At 42.9% G+C, this 19,072-nt stretch carries 16 protein-coding genes; 9 read left to right on the plus strand and 7 right to left on the minus strand.

The window, feature by feature from the left end; translation table 11 throughout:
* Nucleotides 1-6 precede the first annotated feature (6 nt).
* A complete protein-coding gene (gene gyrB, locus C9J46_RS16925; protein WP_107208099.1) occupies nucleotides 7-2,424 on the plus strand; it encodes a DNA topoisomerase (ATP-hydrolyzing) subunit B in 2,418 nt (805 codons plus the stop codon).
* A gap of 90 nt (nucleotides 2,425-2,514) precedes the next feature.
* Here the strand turns inward: gyrB and C9J46_RS16930 are convergent, their stop codons facing one another.
* The 3 genes from C9J46_RS16930 to glyQ all read right to left on the minus strand — a co-directional run bounded on the left by C9J46_RS16930 (nucleotide 2,515) and on the right by glyQ (nucleotide 7,033).
* The gene (locus C9J46_RS16930; protein ID WP_107291265.1) at nucleotides 2,515-3,762 is read right to left on the minus strand and encodes a valine--pyruvate transaminase; all 1,248 of its coding nucleotides are present in this window, start codon (nucleotides 3,760-3,762) and stop codon (nucleotides 2,515-2,517) included.
* Between the two features lie 280 nt (nucleotides 3,763-4,042).
* The gene (gene glyS / locus C9J46_RS16935) at nucleotides 4,043-6,112 is read right to left on the minus strand and encodes a glycine--tRNA ligase subunit beta (RefSeq protein WP_107261418.1); all 2,070 of its coding nucleotides are present in this window, start codon (nucleotides 6,110-6,112) and stop codon (nucleotides 4,043-4,045) included.
* A gap of 9 nt (nucleotides 6,113-6,121) precedes the next feature.
* Nucleotides 6,122-7,033, minus strand: coding sequence for a glycine--tRNA ligase subunit alpha (gene glyQ / locus C9J46_RS16940; RefSeq protein ID WP_005372243.1), 912 nt, complete (start codon nucleotides 7,031-7,033; stop codon nucleotides 6,122-6,124).
* Nucleotides 7,034-7,327: 294 nt separating this feature from the next.
* Between glyQ and C9J46_RS16945 the strand changes: the two genes are divergently transcribed.
* The 3 genes from C9J46_RS16945 to C9J46_RS16955 all read left to right on the plus strand — a co-directional run bounded on the left by C9J46_RS16945 (nucleotide 7,328) and on the right by C9J46_RS16955 (nucleotide 9,283).
* Complete coding sequence (locus tag C9J46_RS16945; RefSeq protein ID WP_107247611.1) at nucleotides 7,328-8,017, plus strand: OmpA family lipoprotein; 690 nt, start codon at nucleotides 7,328-7,330, stop codon at nucleotides 8,015-8,017.
* Nucleotides 8,018-8,311: 294 nt separating this feature from the next.
* On the plus strand, nucleotides 8,312-8,869 hold the full coding sequence (locus C9J46_RS16950) for a TMEM165/GDT1 family protein (RefSeq protein ID WP_107208103.1): 558 nt from the start codon (nucleotides 8,312-8,314) through the stop codon (nucleotides 8,867-8,869).
* A gap of 168 nt (nucleotides 8,870-9,037) precedes the next feature.
* On the plus strand, nucleotides 9,038-9,283 hold the full coding sequence (locus C9J46_RS16955; protein ID WP_199187142.1) for a hypothetical protein: 246 nt from the start codon (nucleotides 9,038-9,040) through the stop codon (nucleotides 9,281-9,283).
* 99 nt (nucleotides 9,284-9,382) lie between these two features.
* On the opposite strand, the gene tusA is transcribed toward C9J46_RS16955, so the two are convergent.
* Nucleotides 9,383-9,631: a sulfurtransferase TusA gene (gene tusA / locus C9J46_RS16960; protein WP_005372237.1), complete on the minus strand. Its 249-nt coding sequence runs from the start codon at nucleotides 9,629-9,631 to the stop codon at nucleotides 9,383-9,385.
* 141 nt (nucleotides 9,632-9,772) lie between these two features.
* On the opposite strand from tusA, the gene C9J46_RS16965 reads away from it, so the two are divergent.
* Together C9J46_RS16965 and C9J46_RS16970 are read left to right on the plus strand one after the other, a co-directional pair.
* Nucleotides 9,773-9,952, plus strand: coding sequence for a hypothetical protein (locus C9J46_RS16965; protein WP_005372235.1), 180 nt, complete (start codon nucleotides 9,773-9,775; stop codon nucleotides 9,950-9,952).
* A gap of 117 nt (nucleotides 9,953-10,069) precedes the next feature.
* Nucleotides 10,070-11,014, plus strand: coding sequence for a LysR family transcriptional regulator (locus C9J46_RS16970; protein WP_107208105.1), 945 nt, complete (start codon nucleotides 10,070-10,072; stop codon nucleotides 11,012-11,014).
* A 58-nt stretch (nucleotides 11,015-11,072) separates the two neighbouring features.
* On the opposite strand, the gene C9J46_RS16975 is transcribed toward C9J46_RS16970, so the two are convergent.
* The 3 genes from C9J46_RS16975 to fadB all read right to left on the minus strand — a co-directional run bounded on the left by C9J46_RS16975 (nucleotide 11,073) and on the right by fadB (nucleotide 15,648).
* On the minus strand, nucleotides 11,073-12,053 hold the full coding sequence (locus tag C9J46_RS16975; protein ID WP_105061244.1) for an MDR family oxidoreductase: 981 nt from the start codon (nucleotides 12,051-12,053) through the stop codon (nucleotides 11,073-11,075).
* A 243-nt stretch (nucleotides 12,054-12,296) separates the two neighbouring features.
* Nucleotides 12,297-13,463: an acetyl-CoA C-acyltransferase FadA gene (gene fadA, locus C9J46_RS16980; RefSeq protein WP_107208106.1), complete on the minus strand. Its 1,167-nt coding sequence runs from the start codon at nucleotides 13,461-13,463 to the stop codon at nucleotides 12,297-12,299.
* Between the two features lie 16 nt (nucleotides 13,464-13,479).
* Nucleotides 13,480-15,648 carry a fatty acid oxidation complex subunit alpha FadB gene (fadB, locus tag C9J46_RS16985; RefSeq protein ID WP_107291266.1) on the minus strand — a complete coding sequence of 723 codons (2,169 nt, stop codon included), beginning with the start codon at nucleotides 15,646-15,648 and terminating at the stop codon, nucleotides 13,480-13,482.
* Nucleotides 15,649-15,914: 266 nt separating this feature from the next.
* On the opposite strand from fadB, the gene C9J46_RS16990 reads away from it, so the two are divergent.
* The 3 genes from C9J46_RS16990 to hemG are packed head-to-tail and all read left to right on the plus strand — an operon-like array spanning nucleotide 15,915 to nucleotide 18,580.
* On the plus strand, nucleotides 15,915-16,541 hold the full coding sequence (locus tag C9J46_RS16990; protein WP_107247607.1) for a YigZ family protein: 627 nt from the start codon (nucleotides 15,915-15,917) through the stop codon (nucleotides 16,539-16,541).
* 34 nt (nucleotides 16,542-16,575) lie between these two features.
* The gene (locus C9J46_RS16995) at nucleotides 16,576-18,033 is read left to right on the plus strand and encodes a TrkH family potassium uptake protein (protein ID WP_107208109.1); all 1,458 of its coding nucleotides are present in this window, start codon (nucleotides 16,576-16,578) and stop codon (nucleotides 18,031-18,033) included.
* Between the two features lie 10 nt (nucleotides 18,034-18,043).
* Complete coding sequence (gene hemG, locus C9J46_RS17000) at nucleotides 18,044-18,580, plus strand: menaquinone-dependent protoporphyrinogen IX dehydrogenase (RefSeq protein ID WP_107291267.1); 537 nt, start codon at nucleotides 18,044-18,046, stop codon at nucleotides 18,578-18,580.
* The last annotated feature ends 492 nt before the right edge of the window (nucleotides 18,581-19,072 follow it).

A 19,072-nucleotide genomic window follows, 5' to 3' on the forward strand; every position in this document is an offset into this window, starting at 1 on the left:
AACTCAATGTCCAATAATTACGATTCATCAAGCATTAAGGTGCTTAAAGGCCTCGATGCGGTACGTAAGCGCCCAGGAATGTACATCGGTGATACCGATGATGGTACTGGCTTGCACCACATGGTTTTTGAGGTTGTCGATAACTCTATCGATGAAGCTCTTGCTGGTCACTGTGAAGATATCATTGTTACTATCCATGAAGATGGTTCGGTATCGGTAAGCGATGACGGTCGTGGTATTCCAACCGAGATGCATGAAGAAGAAGGTGTATCAGCAGCAGAAGTTATCATGACGGTACTTCACGCCGGTGGTAAGTTCGATGATAACTCTTACAAAGTATCGGGTGGTCTACACGGTGTAGGTGTATCAGTTGTTAACGCCTTATCTGAAAAAGTAGAGCTAACTATTCAACGTGGTGGCCATATTTACCAACAAGTGTACCGTCATGGTGTACCTGATGCGCCATTGGCTGTGATCGGTGATACTGAAAAAACCGGTACACGAATCCGCTTTTGGCCAAGTGAAGACACCTTTACCAATATCGAATTCCACTACGATATTCTAGCAAAGCGTTTACGTGAGCTTTCATTCCTAAACTCTGGCGTATCAATCAACTTAAGTGATGAGCGTGAAGAAGGTAAAGAAGATCACTTCATGTATGAAGGTGGTATTCGCGCATTCGTAGAGCACTTAAACCGTAACAAAACGCCAATTCATCCGAAGGTTTTCCACTTTGATAGTGAGCGTGATGACGGTATCTCAGTTGAAGTTGCGATGCAGTGGAACGATGGTTTCCAAGAAAATATTTACTGCTTTACGAACAACATCCCTCAACGTGATGGTGGTACGCACTTAGCGGGGTTCCGTGGTGCGTTAACACGTACGCTGAACTCGTTCATGGATAAAGAAGGCTACTCGAAGAAAGCGAAAGCAGCGACATCAGGTGATGATGCACGTGAAGGTTTAACTGCAGTTGTTTCTGTTAAAGTGCCGGATCCTAAGTTCTCTAGCCAGACCAAAGATAAGCTAGTTTCAAGTGAAGTCAAAGCGGCTGTTGAATCTGCAATGAACGAAAAGCTGGCGGAATTCTTATTAGAAAACCCAAGTGATGCGAAAACCGTATGTAGCAAAATCATTGATGCATCACGCGCGCGTGAAGCGGCACGTAAAGCCCGTGAAATGACACGTCGTAAAGGCGCATTAGATTTAGCAGGTCTTCCTGGTAAACTTGCAGATTGTCAGGAAAAAGATCCTGCAGTATCTGAACTTTACATTGTGGAAGGGGACTCTGCTGGCGGTTCAGCCAAGCAGGGACGTAACCGTAAAAATCAGGCAATCCTACCGCTTAAAGGTAAGATCCTTAACGTAGAAAAAGCCCGTTTCGACAAGATGCTGTCTTCACAAGAAGTGGCAACACTTATCACGGCAATGGGCTGTGGTATTGGTCGTGACGAGTACAACCCAGATAAACTGCGTTACCACAACATCATCATCATGACCGATGCCGACGTCGATGGTTCGCACATTCGTACGCTACTATTGACCTTCTTCTACCGTCAAATGCCAGAGCTGATCGAACGTGGTCACATTTATATTGCTCAGCCACCACTTTACAAAGTGAAGAAAGGTAAGCAAGAGCAATACATTAAAGATGATGAAGATATGAACCAGTACCAAACGACATTGGCACTGGATAACGCATCATTGTTTGCCAATGATGGCGCACCTGCAATGACGGGTACAGCATTAGAAAGTCTTGTTACTCAATATAATGCAGGTATGAAGTTAATTGAGCGTATGAGTCGTCGCTACCCATCATTGATGTTAAATGAGTTTGTATACCAACCTCGTTTAAGTACAGAGATGATGGCTGAAGAAGCACAAGTAGAAGCATGGTTAACACCATTGATTGCTGCACTTAATGCTAAACAATCTGGTGAAAGTCAGTACAGCTTCGAAGTCATCCGTGATGAAGAAAACAATGTGTACCTACCTAAAGTTGTGGTTCGTACTCACGGTGTTGATCACGAATACTTACTCAGCTTTGATTTACTGAATTCAAAAGAGTACGCGAAGATCGCTGATCTTTCTGAAGCATTAAACGGTTTACTTGATGATACTGCATTTGTTCAACGTGGTGAGCGTAAGCAAGCGGTTTCAAGCTTTAAAGATGCGTTGGAGTGGCTGAACAAAGAATCACGTCGTGGTCTTTCTCTACAGCGCTACAAAGGTCTAGGTGAAATGAACCCAGAGCAGCTTTGGGAAACAACAATGGATCCTGAATCTCGTCGCATGATGCAAGTAACGATCAATGATGCGGTTGCAGCGGATGAACTGTTTACCTGTCTAATGGGTGATCAAGTTGAGCCTCGTCGTAACTTCATCGAAGAGAATGCACTGAAAGTTGCTAACCTTGACGTGTAGCACAAACGTATAGTTTGGCTTTCAAGCTCAATAAAAACGCCGCTAGTGATAGCGGCGTTTTTTATTTATCCATATTCGCTAAAAGGGCAGTTATTCTGCGTAAGCTTTAGCGACTTCTTCTGCAATAATCGTAATACCACGCTGCATTGTTTCATCATCTTGGACATAGTTCATGCGTAAGCATTCATGGCTATGTGCCCACTCATCTTGTAATCCGATAAAGAAATATTCACCAGGCACGATCAGTACGCCACGTTGTTTTAAGCGTTGATACAGTACTTTCGTGGTGATCGGTAAATCTTCAAACCATAGCCATAAGAAGATAGCGCCTTCAGGTTTGTGAATTTTAAATCGAGGATCGGGGATAGCTTGGCGCAGTAATTCAACGGCGCGTTGCACCTTCTGATGATAAAACGGCTTAATCACGTTTTGGCTCAGTGGTAATAGTTCTTGCTGGTGGATCATTTTCGTTGCCACCGCAGGGCCAATACTACCAGGCGCTAAGTTGACGATACCATTGATGTTAGACAAAGCAGTAACCATGGCTTCATTGGCAATCACGATACCGCATCGGACACCGGGTAACCCAAGTTTGGATAAGCTCATACACAGAATGGTGTTGTGATCCCAAAACGGTGTTACCTCTTCAAAGATAATATCAGGGAAGGGTAAGCCGTAAGCATTGTCGATAATTAATGGGATCTGGTGCTCTTTAGCCAGTGCTGCTAAATGTTCAATTTCTTTATCTGTAAGTACATTGCCAGTCGGGTTAGTAGGACGAGAAGCACAAATTGCTGCGATGCTGTCATCGATGACGAGTTTGCTAAAATCGATATGGTATTTAAAAAAGCCATCATCCAACATGCTGATCGTAGGTTGGTACGAGATAAACATATCAGGGCTTAAACCGGCATCTGCGTAACCAATGTATTCTGGCGATAACGGCAGTAATATTTTCTTCTTTTTGCCATTATCAAAGTCACCAGCCAACAAGTTAAATAAACTAAAGAATGCACTTTGGCTGCCATTGGTTAAGACAATATTTTTCGAACTAATTTCCCAACCGTATTGTTGCTGTAACAGTGCAGCAAGCGCATCTAGAAAGCGATCTTTACCTTGTGGGCCATCATAGTTAGTCATCGACGCGGTAAGCTCACCTGTAATTGCCATGTCTTTTAATAGCTCGGTAAAGTAGTGATTCATGGCTGGGATTTGCGCTGGATTTCCACCACCGAGCATGATGGCATTGGGATTGGTGAGTCCATTGTTGAGATCTTGCATTAATAGAGTGATCCCAGAATCACCTGCAAACTTATTACCAAAGCGCGAAAAGTCCATTACGTTTACAACCTCAGTGTCGATATTTAGTTCTTGATGTAAGTGCTATCAATATGATGGCTTATTGAGCGTAACATAACGTATTGTTCGGTTCAGAAAAAGTTGAAATATTATCGGTTGGTGATGGTCGGTGCTGTGGATTTCACTGTATATCAAGGTGGTTGTACGCGTATTTAATATAAGTAAAAAGATGTTCCACATGAAACAATAGATAAGATACAGCAGAATCAAGGCGAAAAAAAACCACGCCGGAGCGTGGTTTTTAATAACGTCAGTAACCTTATTTTTGCAGTAGAGAGATATCTGCTACTTTCAAGAATTGGTTACGTAGTAGGTTAAGTAGTGCTAGACGATTAACTTTAAGTTTTTCGTCATCAGCCATCACCATTACGTTATCGAAGAATGCATCGACAGGCTCACGAAGTGAAGCAAGTTCTGTCAGTGCTGTTTGGTAATCGCCAGTAGCAAAGACAGGTTCAAGGGCTGTTACAACCGCTTCAACTTTTTCAGCTAGCTCTTTTTCCGCAGCTTCAACAAGTAGGCTGTTATCAACTGTAGTTGGGAGCTCACCGTCAAACTTCGCAAGGATGTTACCAACACGCTTATTCGCTGCTGCTAGTGACTCAGCAGCATCAAGCTCACGGAAGTGGCTTACCGCTTTAACACGCTTATCAAAGTCGGCTGGTTGAGTTGGGTGCATCGCAAGCACAGCTTGGATAACATCAATACTAAAGCCTGCATCTTGGTACCATGCACGGAAACGGCCAAGCATAAACTCAATGACATCTGAATCAACGTTGTTGTTGGTTAGCTTGTCACCAAATAGTGAGTGCGCTTTCGCGACTAGATCAACTAAGTCTAAGTCGTAGCCATTTTCAACGATGATACGTAATACACCTAGCGATGCGCGACGAAGTGCGAAGGGATCACTACCTTTTGGTGCTTGACCAATACCGAAGATACCTACAATCGTATCTAGTTTATCAGCCATAGCCACGGCTGATGATACAGGTGTGCTTGGAAGTTGATCGCCAGCAAAACGAGGCATGTATTGCTCGTTAAGTGCTAGTGCAACATCTTCAGCTTCGCCGTCGTGACGTGCATAGTGCATACCCATTACACCTTGCGTATCTGTAAATTCAAATACCATAGATGTCATTAGGTCACATTTCGCCAGTAGACCAGCACGTTTTGCGTTAGTTACATCAGCACCGATCTTGTCTGCAATGTAGCCAGCAAGCTCAGTAATACGATCTGTCTTGTCTTTAATTGTACCCAATTGCTTTTGGAAAATCGCAGTCTCTAGTTGAGGCAGGCGATCAATCAACTTGCTCTTAAGGTCAGTATTAAAGAAGAACTCAGCATCCGCTAGACGAGGACGAACCACTTTCTCGTTACCTGAGATAATTTGGCTTGGATCGTTAGAGATGATGTTGGATACGAAGATGAACTTAGGCACAAGTTTGCCTTCCGTATCGTAGACAGGGAAGTACTTCTGATCACCTTTCATGGTGTAAACTAAAGCTTCAGAAGGAACCTTTAAGAATTCCTCTTCAAAAGAAGCTGTTAGTACCACAGGCCACTCAACAAGAGAGGTCACTTCTTCAACAAGATCATCTTCAAGATCTGCAATACCGCCAACAGCTTCAGCCGCTTTTTTCGCATCAGCTAAAATGATCGCTTTACGCGCTTCATAATCAGCCATTACTTTACCGCGCTCTTCTAAGATAGCAGGGTATTGATCCGCGTTATCGATAGTAAATTCAGCTTCACCCATGAAACGGTGACCACGGATAGTACGTGCAGAAGCGACACCTAAGATAGTGCCTTCGATTAGCTCGTCACCCAGTAGCATGGTCAGTGTTTTCACTGGACGGATAAACTGAGTTTCTTTATCACCCCAACGCATTGGGCGTGGGATTGGTAGTTTAGCCAGTGCAGCAGCAGCCAGTTCAGGTAGTAGTGTTTGGGCGGGTTGGCCTTTGACTTCTTGCTTGAACAGTAACCATTCGCCTTTATCGGTAACCATGCGCTCTGCTTGATCAACCGTAATACCATTACCGCGAGCCCAGCCTTGAGCAGCTTTGGTTGGGTTTCCGTCAGCGTCGAATGCTGCTGATACCGCAGGTCCACGTTTTTCAACCACTTTGTCTGGCTGGTTTTCAGCAAGACCTGTTACTTTAAGGGCTAAACGGCGAGGAGCGGCATACCATTTGATACCATCATGAGGTAGATCTGCGGCTTTTAATTCAGCTTCAAAGTTAGCAGCAAAAGCTTCTGCTAGGGTACGTAGTGCTGTTGGTGGTAGCTCTTCCGTACCGAGTTCGATTAAGAAATTCTTATGTGTCATGGCGATCCCTTACTTGTCTTTTTTACACATTGGGAAGCCAAGTGCTTCACGAGATGCGTAGTAAGCTTCAGCAACTTGTTTAGTTACGTTGCGAATACGCAAAATGTAACGTTGACGTTCAGTTACAGAGATCGCTTTACGTGCATCTAATAGGTTAAATGCATGAGCGGCTTTTAGAATACGCTCGTAAGCAGGCAACGGTAGTGGTTGCTCTAGCTCTAGTAGTTTGATTGATTCTTTTTCACATTGATCGAAGAATGTGAATAGGAAGTCGACATCAGCGTGCTCAAAGTTGTACGTTGATTGCTCAACTTCGTTCTGGTGGAAAATATCACCATACGTCACTTTGCCTAAAGGACCATCAGTCCATACTAGGTCGTAAACAGAATCAACGTTCTGAATGTACATCGCAAGACGCTCGATACCGTAAGTGATTTCACCTGTTACAGGTTTACACTCAAGGCCACCAACCTGCTGGAAGTAAGTAAACTGTGTTACTTCCATGCCGTTTAGCCAAACTTCCCAGCCTAGACCCCAAGCACCCAATGTTGGGTTTTCCCAGTTGTCTTCAACAAAACGGATGTCGTGCACTTTAGTATCGATACCGAGTACTTCTAATGAGCCTAAGTACAGTTCTTGAATGTTGTCTGGCGATGGTTTTAGCATCACTTGGAACTGGTAGTAGTGCTGTAGACGGTTAGGGTTTTCGCCGTAACGACCGTCAGTTGGTCGGCGAGATGGTTGTACATACGCTGCTGCAATTGGTTCTGGACCTAGAGCACGTAAACATGTCATTGGGTGAGAAGTACCTGCGCCCACTTCCATGTCTAGGGGTTGCACAATAGTACAACCTTGTTGGCCCCAGTAATCCTGCAGCGCGAGGATCATGCCCTGAAAGGTTTTAATATCGTATTTCTGCATTGTCAGCTTCGCGAGATTAGTGGATTAAAAAGAGTAATAATCCAGTATACCTCGCCAACCCTGAGGCGAGTAGGGGCAGTGCGTGTTTTTTACACATCTGTTGGGGGATTTACCAAAATTCTTCCAGCTTTTCTCCTTTTTTATTTTGCATTAAGGGAATTTTTACATTCTTTTGATGCCTCATATACCGTTGTTGATTACAATACATAAAAAGTATTATTAGGTTTAATGGCCTAGTAGCATAAATTTCAATTTTTTCGATCTTCGGATCGAGTATACGGATACTTAAAAAAGATGGCTCAAATTCAAGCAATGGCATCTAAAAAGTGGGTGCGCGCTGCAGTACTTTCTGTTGTGGCTTCTGTAACTATGGCTGGTTGTTCAACTGTAAATCCATACACAGGTGAATCACAAACAGCGAAAGGCACTGGTGGCTCAATCATTGGTGCACTTGCTGGAGCTGCAATTGGTGTTGCTTCTTCAAGCAAGCACGACCGCGGTAAAGGTGCTCTGATTGGCGCTGCTGCTGGTGCTGCACTTGGTGGCGGTATTGGTTACTACATGGATGTGCAAGAAGCGAAACTACGTCAGCAATTAGCATCTTCAGGTATCAGTGTTACCCGTGATGGTAATAACATCATTCTTAACATGCCAAACGAAATTACGTTTGGTTTTGATCAGGCAAATTTAAATGATCGTGCGATGAATGCTCTGCATAACGTAGCGATTGTGGCTAAAGAATACGAAAAAACACAGTTAAATGTATTAGGTTTCACTGATAGCAAAGGCGCTGAAGCATACAATCTTCGCCTATCTCAAGTTCGTGCAGATGCGGTTGCTAACTACTTAATCCGTCAAGGTGTGAATGCTAATCGTGTGGTATCTCAAGGTCGTGGTGAGTCTAATCCAATCGCTTCTAATAGTACGGCGAACGGTCGTGCGCAAAACCGTCGTGTAGAAATTATTCTTTCTCCACTGGGTTAATTTTACCTTTAGCGTGATCAAACGGTGAGCGTTGGCTCACCGTTTTTGTATCTATAGAATGATCATTAATGGTTAAAATACCCGCTTTTCTTTGTTACACTTAGCTTTCCTTTGGGGAGTAGCCTCTCGCACTTTGCGAGATAATTATCAACATAATCGAAGCAAAATCTTCGTGGTAATTATGATTTATCCAGCGCGATAAATTTGGCAAGACCAACGGCAAACAACACAAACCGGGGTGGGAGTGTATGTTTTGCTATTGGTATCAATAATTCCCGCCCCAGAGAGTATGTTGTGAGTGTTTTAGCTGTTTCTATTACGTCTGTTGCTTTAGCCGAAATTGGTGATAAGACCCAACTTTTATCCCTACTGTTAGCCAGTCGATATCGCAAACCCTTTCCCATTATTTGTGCCATTTTTCTTGCGACTATCGTTAATCATGCATTAGCTGCATGGCTTGGTGTCGCTATTGCTGATTACTTAACGCCGAATATTTTAAAGTGGGTGTTAGTGGTGAGTTTTATTTTAATGGCTGGCTGGATCTTAATTCCCGATAAACTCGATGATGAAGAAAAATTATCAAATCGAGGCCCTTTCATTGCCAGTTTTATTGCGTTCTTTATCGCGGAAATTGGTGATAAAACCCAAATCGCTACGACGATGCTAGGGGCGAAATACCATGATGCACTAATGTGGGTTGTGCTTGGTACGACGATTGGAATGTTGTTGGCCAATGTTCCCGTGGTTCTTATTGGTAAGTTATCAGCTGAAAAAATGCCGCTAGGACTGATACGTAAAATTACTGCTGCGCTCTTTATTTTCTTAGCTGCAGGTGCTGCGTTTGGTATGTAGATATCACTGATCGTTTCATGTGAAACATGACTTTATTGCCTAGCAGGAGTCAGTGCTTTGTTTCATTATGATGAAGTGTGATAGCACGATATGAAGCGTTAATTCTCTCATGCTAGAGTAAATGAAGTTATGTCATTGGTTCGTTTTGCTGTAATTGCAGGAGGGAGTATGGCTCAGTTTCTCGCGCTATCGCTGAAAAGCCAATGTTGGTTATTTCACTTGGCATTGGTGCTGAATATCTTTGGTATGGTCTTAACGGACATGTGGCTTCCTATGGTAGTAGGGGCGCTTGTTACCTTATATCTGGCGTTAGATTCATTAGTTCGATTGCGTTATGTCTTACCGCTTAAAAAAGAAATACGTGATTTGCATAATGAGTTAGCAGCATTACGTCAAAAAATGAATGATGTGTAGTGTTCTTTCACGTTAGAGATAATGTGATAGTAATTAAAAAGGCAGCCTAATTTAAAGGGCTGCCTTTTTTGTTATTTATTTTGGTATTTTTGTCAGTGCTTAGTTGGTGCCTTTTTGGATCAAAAAGCGATAAGGAACGCTTTCTGTTTCTGCGGCAAGCAGTGTGTGATCCATAAAGCGGCAAAAACTGGGAATATCGCGTGTCGTTGACGGATCGTCAGCCAATACCAATAGGGTTTCGCCTTCGGCCATTTTCCTTACCGTTTTACGAACCATCATCACAGGCTCAGGGCAGCGTAGTCCTTGCGCTTCTAGGCTGTGGGTCGGATTATCAAAAATAGCAGTCATAACATACACATCTAATTAGTAAGTGGTAGATCATACTTATGGACAAGAATTAATCAATAACACTTGGCAAATCAAGATATACTGTGTAACGTAATTAACAAGTTATTAACTTTTCTTTCTGAAGGATTAGGGGGAAGTAGTATGCTGACATCAATGGATAGACTGACAATTTATGCCGTGCTGTGTTTTATCTCGTTCTGCACCATCATGTTAACCAGTTCAAATGATATGGGCATTTTTGCTATTGGCGGCCTGTTTTCAGCGGCTCTTGGATTATGGTTTGAATTGACCAGCGATGCTGAATTGGAAGAAGAAAACTAATTTATTCATAACCAACACCCATCATCTTGGGTTTTCCCGCGATTAAAGCGGGATTTTTTTTATCTATCCCCTCATAATATTGTCACATTTGATTAATTCCGAGTCCCTGAGAGCCTGATGGAACTAGAAGAAGTTTATCGTCGTGACTTAAATTTGTTGGTAGCACTGAAAGTTCTTTTGGATGAAGGAAGCGTTAGTCGTGCAGCTGTTCGTTTGAATTTAAGCCAATCAGCCATGAGCCGTGTGTTAGGTCGATTACGTGATTTATTACATGATCCCTTATTTACCCGACAGGGGCAGGCACTAATTCCAACTCAACGAGCATTAGAGATCAATGAGCTGTTAAATGACCCTTTGGAGTCGTTACGTCTTTTATTAACGCCTAATGATTTTCAACCTAGCCAGTGTGATCAGCGGTTCAAAATTGCGACAACAGACTATGCGATGCAAACCATTTTGCCTTTTGCTTTGCCGCGAATTTATCAAGAAGCGCCACATATCTCATTAGAGTTTGCACCACTGCAACATGATCACCTATTGGGGCAATTAACCAGTGACGGTTGTGACATGGCAATTTGTCGCCCTGTTGGAGATATTGATTCACTTTGTCATCAGCAACTTGGTTTAGTGAGTGTGTTTTGCTTGATAGCATCCGATCACCCGTTAGCTAATAAGCCCTTAACGTTTGATGATTACCTGACGTACCCTCATGCCATGATAGCGATTAGTGATGGAGTTAAGTCATTAATTGATGATGAGTTGCGTGGCTACCCTGAACTTAAATTGGTGCTACGGGCATACCACTTAGAAGCCGCATTAGCGGTGCTCAAGATCATGCCGCTGATTATTACCGTTCCTGCCGATCTCGCGTATTTAGTCGCAGAACGTTATGACTTGGTGGTTAAACCGCTGCCGTTTGAGTTTAAACCGTTTGATTACTCTCTTATTTGGCATTCACGGTGTGAGCATTCAGCATCGCAAATATGGCTACGTAATATTATAAAAGAAGAGTGTAGTCGGCTGATTGATTCGCGGATCCTGGATATGGGCTTAATAAAATAGCAGATAACAAAAAGGCCAGCACAATGACTGACCTTCTTAGTTGGTGTGGGGTTATCGATTAAAGCTTGATAACGACACGACCTGTGATTTGACCATTAGTGATCGCTTCAGCACATTCTGCAACTTCTTCAAGTTCTACTTCGCGACAAGCTTGTTCAAAGTAGCTTGCTGGTAGAATTTCAGATAGACGTTGCCAAGCTTGTTGACGTTTCTCGAACGGACACATTACAGAATCTACACCTTGTAGGCGAACGTTACGAAGAATAAATGGCATTACTGTTGTTGGTAAATCAAAGCCGCCAGCAAGACCACAAATAGCAACCGCACCATTGTAGTTAATTTGGCTCAATACTTTTGCCAATACTTTGCTACCAACAGTATCAATAGCACCAGCCCATAGTTGTTTATCTAATGGGCGAGCAGGCTCTTCAAATACGCTACGCTCAATAATTGTTGTTGCGCCAAGCTTTTTCAGTAGGTCGCCATTAACTTCTGCGCGACCTGTCACTGCCGCTACTTTGTAGCCTAGTTGAGAAAGTAAAGTCACAGCAACAGAGCCAACACCGCCACTTGCACCTGTAACTAAAATTTCACCGTCTTCTGGTTTTACATCAGCATCAATAAGCGCTTGTACACAAAGCATTGCTGTTAAGCCTGCAGTACCAATCATCATGGCTTGCTTGCCATCGAATTTTTCAGGTAGCGGTACTAACCAATCTGCTTTTAGGCGTGCTTTTTCTGCCATGCCACCCCAGTGACCTTCACCGACACCCCAGCCAGTTAAGACAACTTTATCACCAGCTTTGTAACGGTTATCTGAAGACTCAGCGACAGTACCCGTTAGATCGACACCTGGAACCATTGGGAATTGACGAACAATGCGACCTTTACCGGTGATCGCTAAACCATCTTTGTAATTCAGTGAAGAGTAATCAACATTAATTAATACATCACCTTCAGGAAGCTCTGATGTTTCTAGCTGACGAATACCTGCAATTGTTTTTTTATCTTCTTGTTCTAGTACGAGTGCTTTAAACATAGCAATGCTCCGGTAAATTCATGTTCGACAGTGAATGTAAGATAAGTGTATATCGACTTTTAGTGATGAATAAAATGAAACTTAATCATGGTATCTATGTACACCTAGCATATATTCGTTGAAATCGTCTTTTATCTTTTAGGTAGATAGTCTGATTGAGTATATCCCTAATATAAAAAATAAATAGCGAGAATAAAAAAAGCTTACCGTGAGGGTAAGCTTTTTGTGTCAGAAGCGTGTCTATTATTCTACGCGTTCAAAAATGGTCGCAATGCCTTGGCCAAGACCAATACACATGGTCGCTAAACCAAACTCAACGTCATGGCTTTCCATTAAGTTTATTAATGTGGTTGAAATACGAGAGCCTGAACAGCCAAGAGGATGCCCAAGTGCAATCGCACCGCCATTGAGATTGACTTTTTCATCCATTTTATCGAGTAGACCTAAGTCTTTTGCGCAAGGGAGCGATTGCGCTGCAAAGGCTTCATTGAGTTCTATCATTCCGATGTCATCGATGGTTAAGCCCGCTCGTTTGAGTGCTTTTTGAGTGGCAGGTACTGGGCCATAGCCCATAATCGAAGGATCGCAGCCTGCAACGGCCATCGATTTTACGCGCGCACGAATACGAAGCCCTAAATCACGAGCATGTTGCTCATCCATTAATAACATAGCAGATGCACCATCAGATAAGGCCGAAGAGGTACCTGCGGTAACCGTACCATTAACGGGATCGAAAACAGGGCGAAGCTGACTCAAGGTTTCTACGGTGGTTTCAGGACGAATAACTTCATCGGTTTCAAAGCGCTTTAAAATCCCATCGCTATCGTGACCTTCAGTGGCGAGTATTTCGTTATTAAAACGTCCTTCAACTGTGGCTGCGTAAGCTCGTTGATGAGAGCGTGCAGCAAAGGCATCTTGCATTTCTCGACTGATACCATGCATTCGACCTAGCATTTCAGCGGTTAGTCCCATCATACCTGCCGCTTTTGCAACGGATTTTGACAGACCCGGGTGGAAATCAACACCATGGTTCATTGGTACATGTCCCATGTGTTCAACGCCACCGATAATGCACGTTTTCGCGTCACCAACCATGATTGCGCGGGTTGCATCATGTATCGCCTGCATTGATGAACCACATAAGCGATTAACCGTTGTCGCACCAACAGAATGGGGAATGCCTGCTAAGAGTGCGGCATTACGTGCGACATTAAAACCTTGCTCTAAGGTTTGCTGCACACAGCCCCAGTAAATATCTTCAATATTGTTTGGATCGAGTTGTGGGTTGCGCTCAAGCAAACCTTTCATTAAATGAGCGGAAAGATCTTCGGCGCGAACGTTCCTATAAGCCCCAGCTTTTGAACGTCCCATCGGGGTGCGGATACAATCAACAATTACAACGTTATTCATAATGATGCCCTCATCCTTAAGCGTTCAGGTTAGTGGTATGGTTATAGTACGTTTCGCCTTTAGTGGCTTTTTCTCGTAGTCCTTTTGGTACTTCATACAATGCACCTAATTCGGCATATTGATCGGCCAGTGCAACATAATTGGCAAGCCCTAAGCTATCAAGGTAACGGAACACACCACCTCTAAATGGTGGGAAACCTAAACCGTACACCAACGCCATATCGGCTTCGGCTGGTGTGGCGATAATGTTTTCTTCTAAACAACGCACCACTTCATTAATCATAGGGATCATCATACGAGCGATAATAGCGTCGCTGGTAAACGCTGTATTTGGTTGGCAAACAGGGGCGAGAAGTGCTTCTGTCTTATCTGACACGGCTTTTTTCGGTTTACCTTTACGATCGATAGAGTAGCTAAAGAAACCATGGCCGTTTTTCTGACCGAAACGCTGTGCTTCAAACATCACATCAATGGCATCTTTACCATTTTTCCCCATACGATCAGGGAAACCTTCTGCCATGACTGCTTGCGCGTGATGCGCCGTATCAATACCGACAACATCGAGTAGATAAGCAGGACCCATTGGCCAACCAAACTCTTTTTCCATGACTTTATCGATTTGAATGTAATCAGCCCCATCTTTAAGCAATAAGCTAAAGCCAGCAAAGTAAGGGAAGAGCACGCGGTTCACAAAGAACCCTGGGCAGTCATTAACAACAATTGGTGATTTACCCATTTTCGCAGCATAAGCGACAACGCGATCAATGGTCTCTTTCGATGTTTTTTCACCGCGAATGATCTCAACTAATGGCATGCGATGAACGGGGTTGAAAAAGTGCATGCCACAGAAATTTTCAGGGCGTTTAAGTGATTTGGCTAGTAGGTTAATTGGAATAGTTGAGGTATTTGAAGCAAGCACGGTGTCGTCGGTCACTTGGTTTTCAACATCAGCTAATACCGCCGCTTTTACTTTTGGATTTTCAACGACAGCTTCCACTACGATATCGACACTGTCTGCGCCAGCGTAATGTAAACTCGGAGTAATGGATGACAGAACGGAAGCCATTTTTAAACCATCAATACGCTTACGCTCAAGTTGTTTATTTAACAGCTTGGCCGCTTCATTCATGCCTAAGCTCAATGAAGCTTCAGCAATATCTTTCATTAAAACAGGCGTGCCTTTTAGCGCTGATTGATAGGCGATACCACCCCCCATAATACCTGCGCCTAATACCATGGCGTGCTCTGTCGGTTTTGCTGATTTTGACGCTTTTTTGGCTTGGCTTTTAATATATTGGTCGTTTAAGAAAATGCTAACCAATGCTTGAGCAACATCGGTTTTGGCTAATTGAACAAAATGCTGGTTTTCGATCACTAATGCTTCATCTCGAGCGCATCGTGCGGCTTGTTCGATAGTCGCCACAGCAGCCATAGGTGCAGGGTAATGTTTACCAGCGACTTTGGCGACCATACCTTTGGCTGTCGAGAAGCTCATAGTCGCTTCTATTTTATTAAGCGAAAGCGGTGCTTGTTTTTGTTTTCGACGTTGTTGCCAGTCTAGTTTTCCTTCAATCGCACTTTTTATCATTGCCAGTGCGGCGCACTTCAAGTTGTCAGTTTCAACAACAGCATCAACCAGTCCCAACTTTAAAGCGTCTTGTGCTTTCTTATCTTTACCAGCGGTAATGATTTCCATTGCTGAATCAGCACCAATTAAACGCGGCAGTCTTACTGTGCCACCAAAGCCTGGCATGATCCCCAATTTTGTTTCAGGTAGACCAATACGCGCTTTAGTATCAGCAACACGAAAATCTGTAGCAAGTACACACTCACAACCGCCGCCTAACGCATAACCATTAATGGCTGAAAGCGTCGGTACAGGGAGATCTTCAAGCTTATTAAAAATGTCATTGGCATGAGAAAGCCATTGTGAGAGTTCTTGTTCTGGTTTGGCAAATAGTCCGAGAAACTCAGTAATATCCGCACCGACAATAAAGGCGTCTTTTGCTGAGGTAATGATTACCCCTTTTAAATCGGGTTGCTGATACAACGCATTAAGTGCTTGGTTGAAGCTTTCCAGTGTCGAAATATTGAATTTATTCACTGGGCCTTGAGCATTAAGGTTGATCTCCGCAATACCATCTTCCAGATAGCTAACGGATAGGGTTTCACCTTGGTAAATCATGTTCTATCTCCATATGTTCCAGTCTACGCTGGATTTGGTTTGATTTAACTGGTTTGACCTGTTGTAGGTATAAACTAAGTGTGAACCCTAAAAGAAACAAATTCAAACACTAATTTAAACATTTGTTTAACATTTATGATGAATGACTCAACTTCAAGACAAGGTGTGAGTTGACGCATGGCGTAATAACAGGGTGTTAACGACAGCACTATGAGATAGAGAGGAATGTGGTATCCTGCCACCCCTTTATCATTAAGGCGTAAATAATGTCGAATTCTGAACCTTATCTTGTTCCTACTGCAGAAGTGATATTTGAAGAAGAGATCAAGAAAAGTCGCTTTATTACTTATTTAGCGCATACCCCTAATATTGAGGCTGCGAAACTGTTCGTACAGCAAATTAAAGAGCGTCACCATGATGCGCGCCATAATTGCTGGGCATTTGTTGCTGGTCGCCCGAGTGACTCAATGAAATGGGGGTTTAGTGATGATGGCGAACCATCAGGCACCGCTGGTAAGCCGATATTGGCACAGCTAACAGGCTCTGGTGTTGGTGAAATGACCGCTGTTGTAACACGTTACTATGGTGGTATTCGTTTAGGTACTGGTGGGTTAGTAAAAGCTTATGGTGGTGGGGTACAGCAAGCCCTGACATTACTCGAAACAAAAGAAAAAGTGATCACTTCAACATTGCATTTGAGTTGTGAATATAATCAAGTGTCTTTAGTTGAAGCATTATTAAGTGAATACAATGGCACTCAGTTACATGCCGATTATGGTAATCAAGTCACTATGCAGATAGAGCTAGATAATCGTATAGTGGAAGAGTTTCGTGCCAAATTAACCAATCGTAGTGGCGGGCGCATCATTGTAGGCTCGGCTTCAGATACATAATCATTTCCATATTAAGGTGAGAGCCGCTTAGGCCATGCAATTTCGTTCAATTATTCGAATCGTCGGGCTATTGCTCGCGTTATTTAGTGTCACCATGCTTATCCCTGCACTGGTGGCATTGATCTATCGTGATGGTGCGGGTTTCCCGTTTGTCGTGACGTTTTTTATTCTTATTACAGGTGGTGGCTTATTGTGGCTACCAAACCGACAACATCGCCATGAACTAAAAGCTCGAGACGGTTTTCTTATTGTTGTCTTATTTTGGGTGGTTATTGGTAGTGCCGGTGCAATCCCATTTTTATTATCTAAAACACCTGATTTGTCAGTCGCAGACTCCTTTTTTGAATCATTTTCCGCGCTGACAACCACAGGAGCGACCGTTATTGTCGGCCTTGACTATCTGCCTAAAGCGATTTTGTTTTATCGCCAGTTATTACAGTGGTTTGGTGGTATGGGGATCATCGTACTTGCTGTCGCCATTTTACCCGTACTGGGTATCGGTGGGATGCAGTTATATCGAGCAGAAATTCCGGGACCGGTAAAAGACAGTAAGATGACGCCGCGTATTGCTGAGACAGCAAAAACCTTGTGGTATATCTATCTTGCCTTAACTATTGCTTGCGCACTCGCATTTTGGTTAGCAGGGATGTCAGCTTTTGATGCTATCTCACATAGTTTCTCAACTATCGCTATTGGTGGTTTTTCTACCCACGATGCCAGTATCGGGTATTTTAATAGTCCCACGATTAATATGATCACCGTGGTGTTTCTTTTAATTTCAGCGTGTAATTTTTCTTTGCACTTTGCAGCCTTCGGTAATGGTGGTGTGCACTTAAGAACCTATTGGCGTGATCCTGAGTTTCGCGCATTTCTCGGTGCGCAGGTGATTTTATTTGGTATCTGCTTTGGTTTATTACTCAAACATAGCCCTTATGATTCCTATTTTACGGCGTTTGATCAGGCGTTATTTCAAACCGTATCTATCTCAACGACCGCAGGGTTTACGACCACAGGATTTTCTGACTGGCCGCTTTTCTTACCGGTGCTGCTTTTATTCTCTTCATTTATAGGAGGATGTGCAGGCTCAACGGGTGGCGGTATGAAAGTGATAAGAATTTTACTACTTTCTTTGCAAGGTGTACGTGAATTAAAACGTCTTGTTCACCCGCGTGCGGTTTACACGATTAAGTTAGGTAATAAAGCATTACCTCAGCGAGTCGTTGATGCTGTATGGGGTTTTTTCTCGGCTTATGCCTTAGTGTTTGTGGTTTGCATGTTGGCATTAATCGCGACCGGGCTTGATGAGCTGACTGCATTCTCAGCTGTTGCAGCCACACTTAATAATTTAGGCCCCGGTTTAGGAGAAGTCGCTGTCCACTTTGGTGAAGTTAATGATTCCGCAAAATGGATATTAATTATTGCGATGTTATTTGGTCGATTAGAAGTCTTTACATTATTAGTTTTATTTACGCCGACATTCTGGCGTAACTAAAGGAGCACTTATGGAAAAGGTATTGTTGCTGCATTCGAGTTGTGAAGGGCAAACTAAGAAAATCTTAAATCATATTGAGCAACAATTAGGTGAACAGTACCACTGTGACTATGTAGACATTCATAGTGAGCCCAATGTTGATTTTAATTTGTATGATCGTGTGCTTGTTGGCGCCTCTATTCGCTATGGTCACTTCAATAAGAAACTGTATCGATTTATCAATAAATACCAACAAGAACTGTCACAATATAATGTTGCTTTTTTCTGTGTGAATCTTACTGCACGTAAAGAAGGCAAAGATACGCCAGAGGGCAGTGCTTATATTAAGAAGTTCTTAATTAAGTCACCATGGCATCCTGTGTTAATCGGCGTTTTTGCTGGCGCACTAAGATATCCCCGTTATAACTTATTTGATCGCACAATGATTAAGTTAATTATGAAAATCACAGGTGGAGAAACGGATACGACGAAAGAGGTGGAATACACGGATTGGAATAAAGTGAGCGATTTTGCTACGCAATTTATGCAGCAACGGAATGAAAAATAGGGAGTTGATTGCTTTTTGAACTAACGTGCTCTTTTTTAAAAGAAAAGTTAATTATTGCTTGCTAAGCCTCATTTTGTCTCTATAATGCCGCCACATCGACGCGATAACGGCTTCCAGTAAGGATTTCGGGAAGTGACGATAGGATGAAAGATTTAATAAAATAAGTTGAAAAAAGTGTTTGACACGACAGCTTATTTCGCTAGAATGGCCATCCACTTCAACGAAAGCCTGAAACGTTTAAAAGTTTTAGTTTCGCTGAAGATTGTTCTTTAATAATTTGACCATGCAATCTGTGTGGGCACTCGTTGAAAAGTTAAGTCGAAAGATTTATCAATGATACTAGTGACCAAAACGATAGAAATATCGGCACAGTCAATTCAAATATCCTAACTAGCTTCTAGTTAGCGGTATTTTAACAGTATTCATTGAGCCGGTCGAAAGACCACAAAAACTTTAATTGAAGAGTTTGATCATGGCTCAGATTGAACGCTG

This window comes from Photobacterium sp. GB-36 (assembly GCF_003026135.1).
GTDB lineage: Bacteria > Pseudomonadota > Gammaproteobacteria > Enterobacterales > Vibrionaceae > Photobacterium.

Coding starts and splice junctions, on each gene's coding strand:
- fadB (WP_107291266.1), bottom strand. CDS start 15,648: ATGATTTACCAAGGTGAAACCCTATCCGTTAGCTATCTGGAAGATGGT.
- C9J46_RS16955 (WP_199187142.1), top strand. CDS start 9,038: ATGGCTCAGTTTCTCGCGCTATCGCTGAAAAGCCAATGTTGGTTATTT.
- hemG (WP_107291267.1), top strand. CDS start 18,044: ATGGAAAAGGTATTGTTGCTGCATTCGAGTTGTGAAGGGCAAACTAAG.
- C9J46_RS16990 (WP_107247607.1), top strand. CDS start 15,915: ATGTCGAATTCTGAACCTTATCTTGTTCCTACTGCAGAAGTGATATTT.
- C9J46_RS16970 (WP_107208105.1), top strand. CDS start 10,070: ATGGAACTAGAAGAAGTTTATCGTCGTGACTTAAATTTGTTGGTAGCA.
- C9J46_RS16945 (WP_107247611.1), top strand. CDS start 7,328: ATGGCTCAAATTCAAGCAATGGCATCTAAAAAGTGGGTGCGCGCTGCA.
- gyrB (WP_107208099.1), top strand. CDS start 7: ATGTCCAATAATTACGATTCATCAAGCATTAAGGTGCTTAAAGGCCTC.
- C9J46_RS16995 (WP_107208109.1), top strand. CDS start 16,576: ATGCAATTTCGTTCAATTATTCGAATCGTCGGGCTATTGCTCGCGTTA.
- glyS (WP_107261418.1), bottom strand. CDS start 6,112: ATGACACATAAGAATTTCTTAATCGAACTCGGTACGGAAGAGCTACCA.
- C9J46_RS16965 (WP_005372235.1), top strand. CDS start 9,773: ATGCTGACATCAATGGATAGACTGACAATTTATGCCGTGCTGTGTTTT.
- fadA (WP_107208106.1), bottom strand. CDS start 13,463: ATGAATAACGTTGTAATTGTTGATTGTATCCGCACCCCGATGGGACGT.
- tusA (WP_005372237.1), bottom strand. CDS start 9,631: ATGACTGCTATTTTTGATAATCCGACCCACAGCCTAGAAGCGCAAGGA.
- C9J46_RS16930 (WP_107291265.1), bottom strand. CDS start 3,762: ATGGACTTTTCGCGCTTTGGTAATAAGTTTGCAGGTGATTCTGGGATC.
- glyQ (WP_005372243.1), bottom strand. CDS start 7,033: ATGCAGAAATACGATATTAAAACCTTTCAGGGCATGATCCTCGCGCTG.
- C9J46_RS16975 (WP_105061244.1), bottom strand. CDS start 12,053: ATGTTTAAAGCACTCGTACTAGAACAAGAAGATAAAAAAACAATTGCA.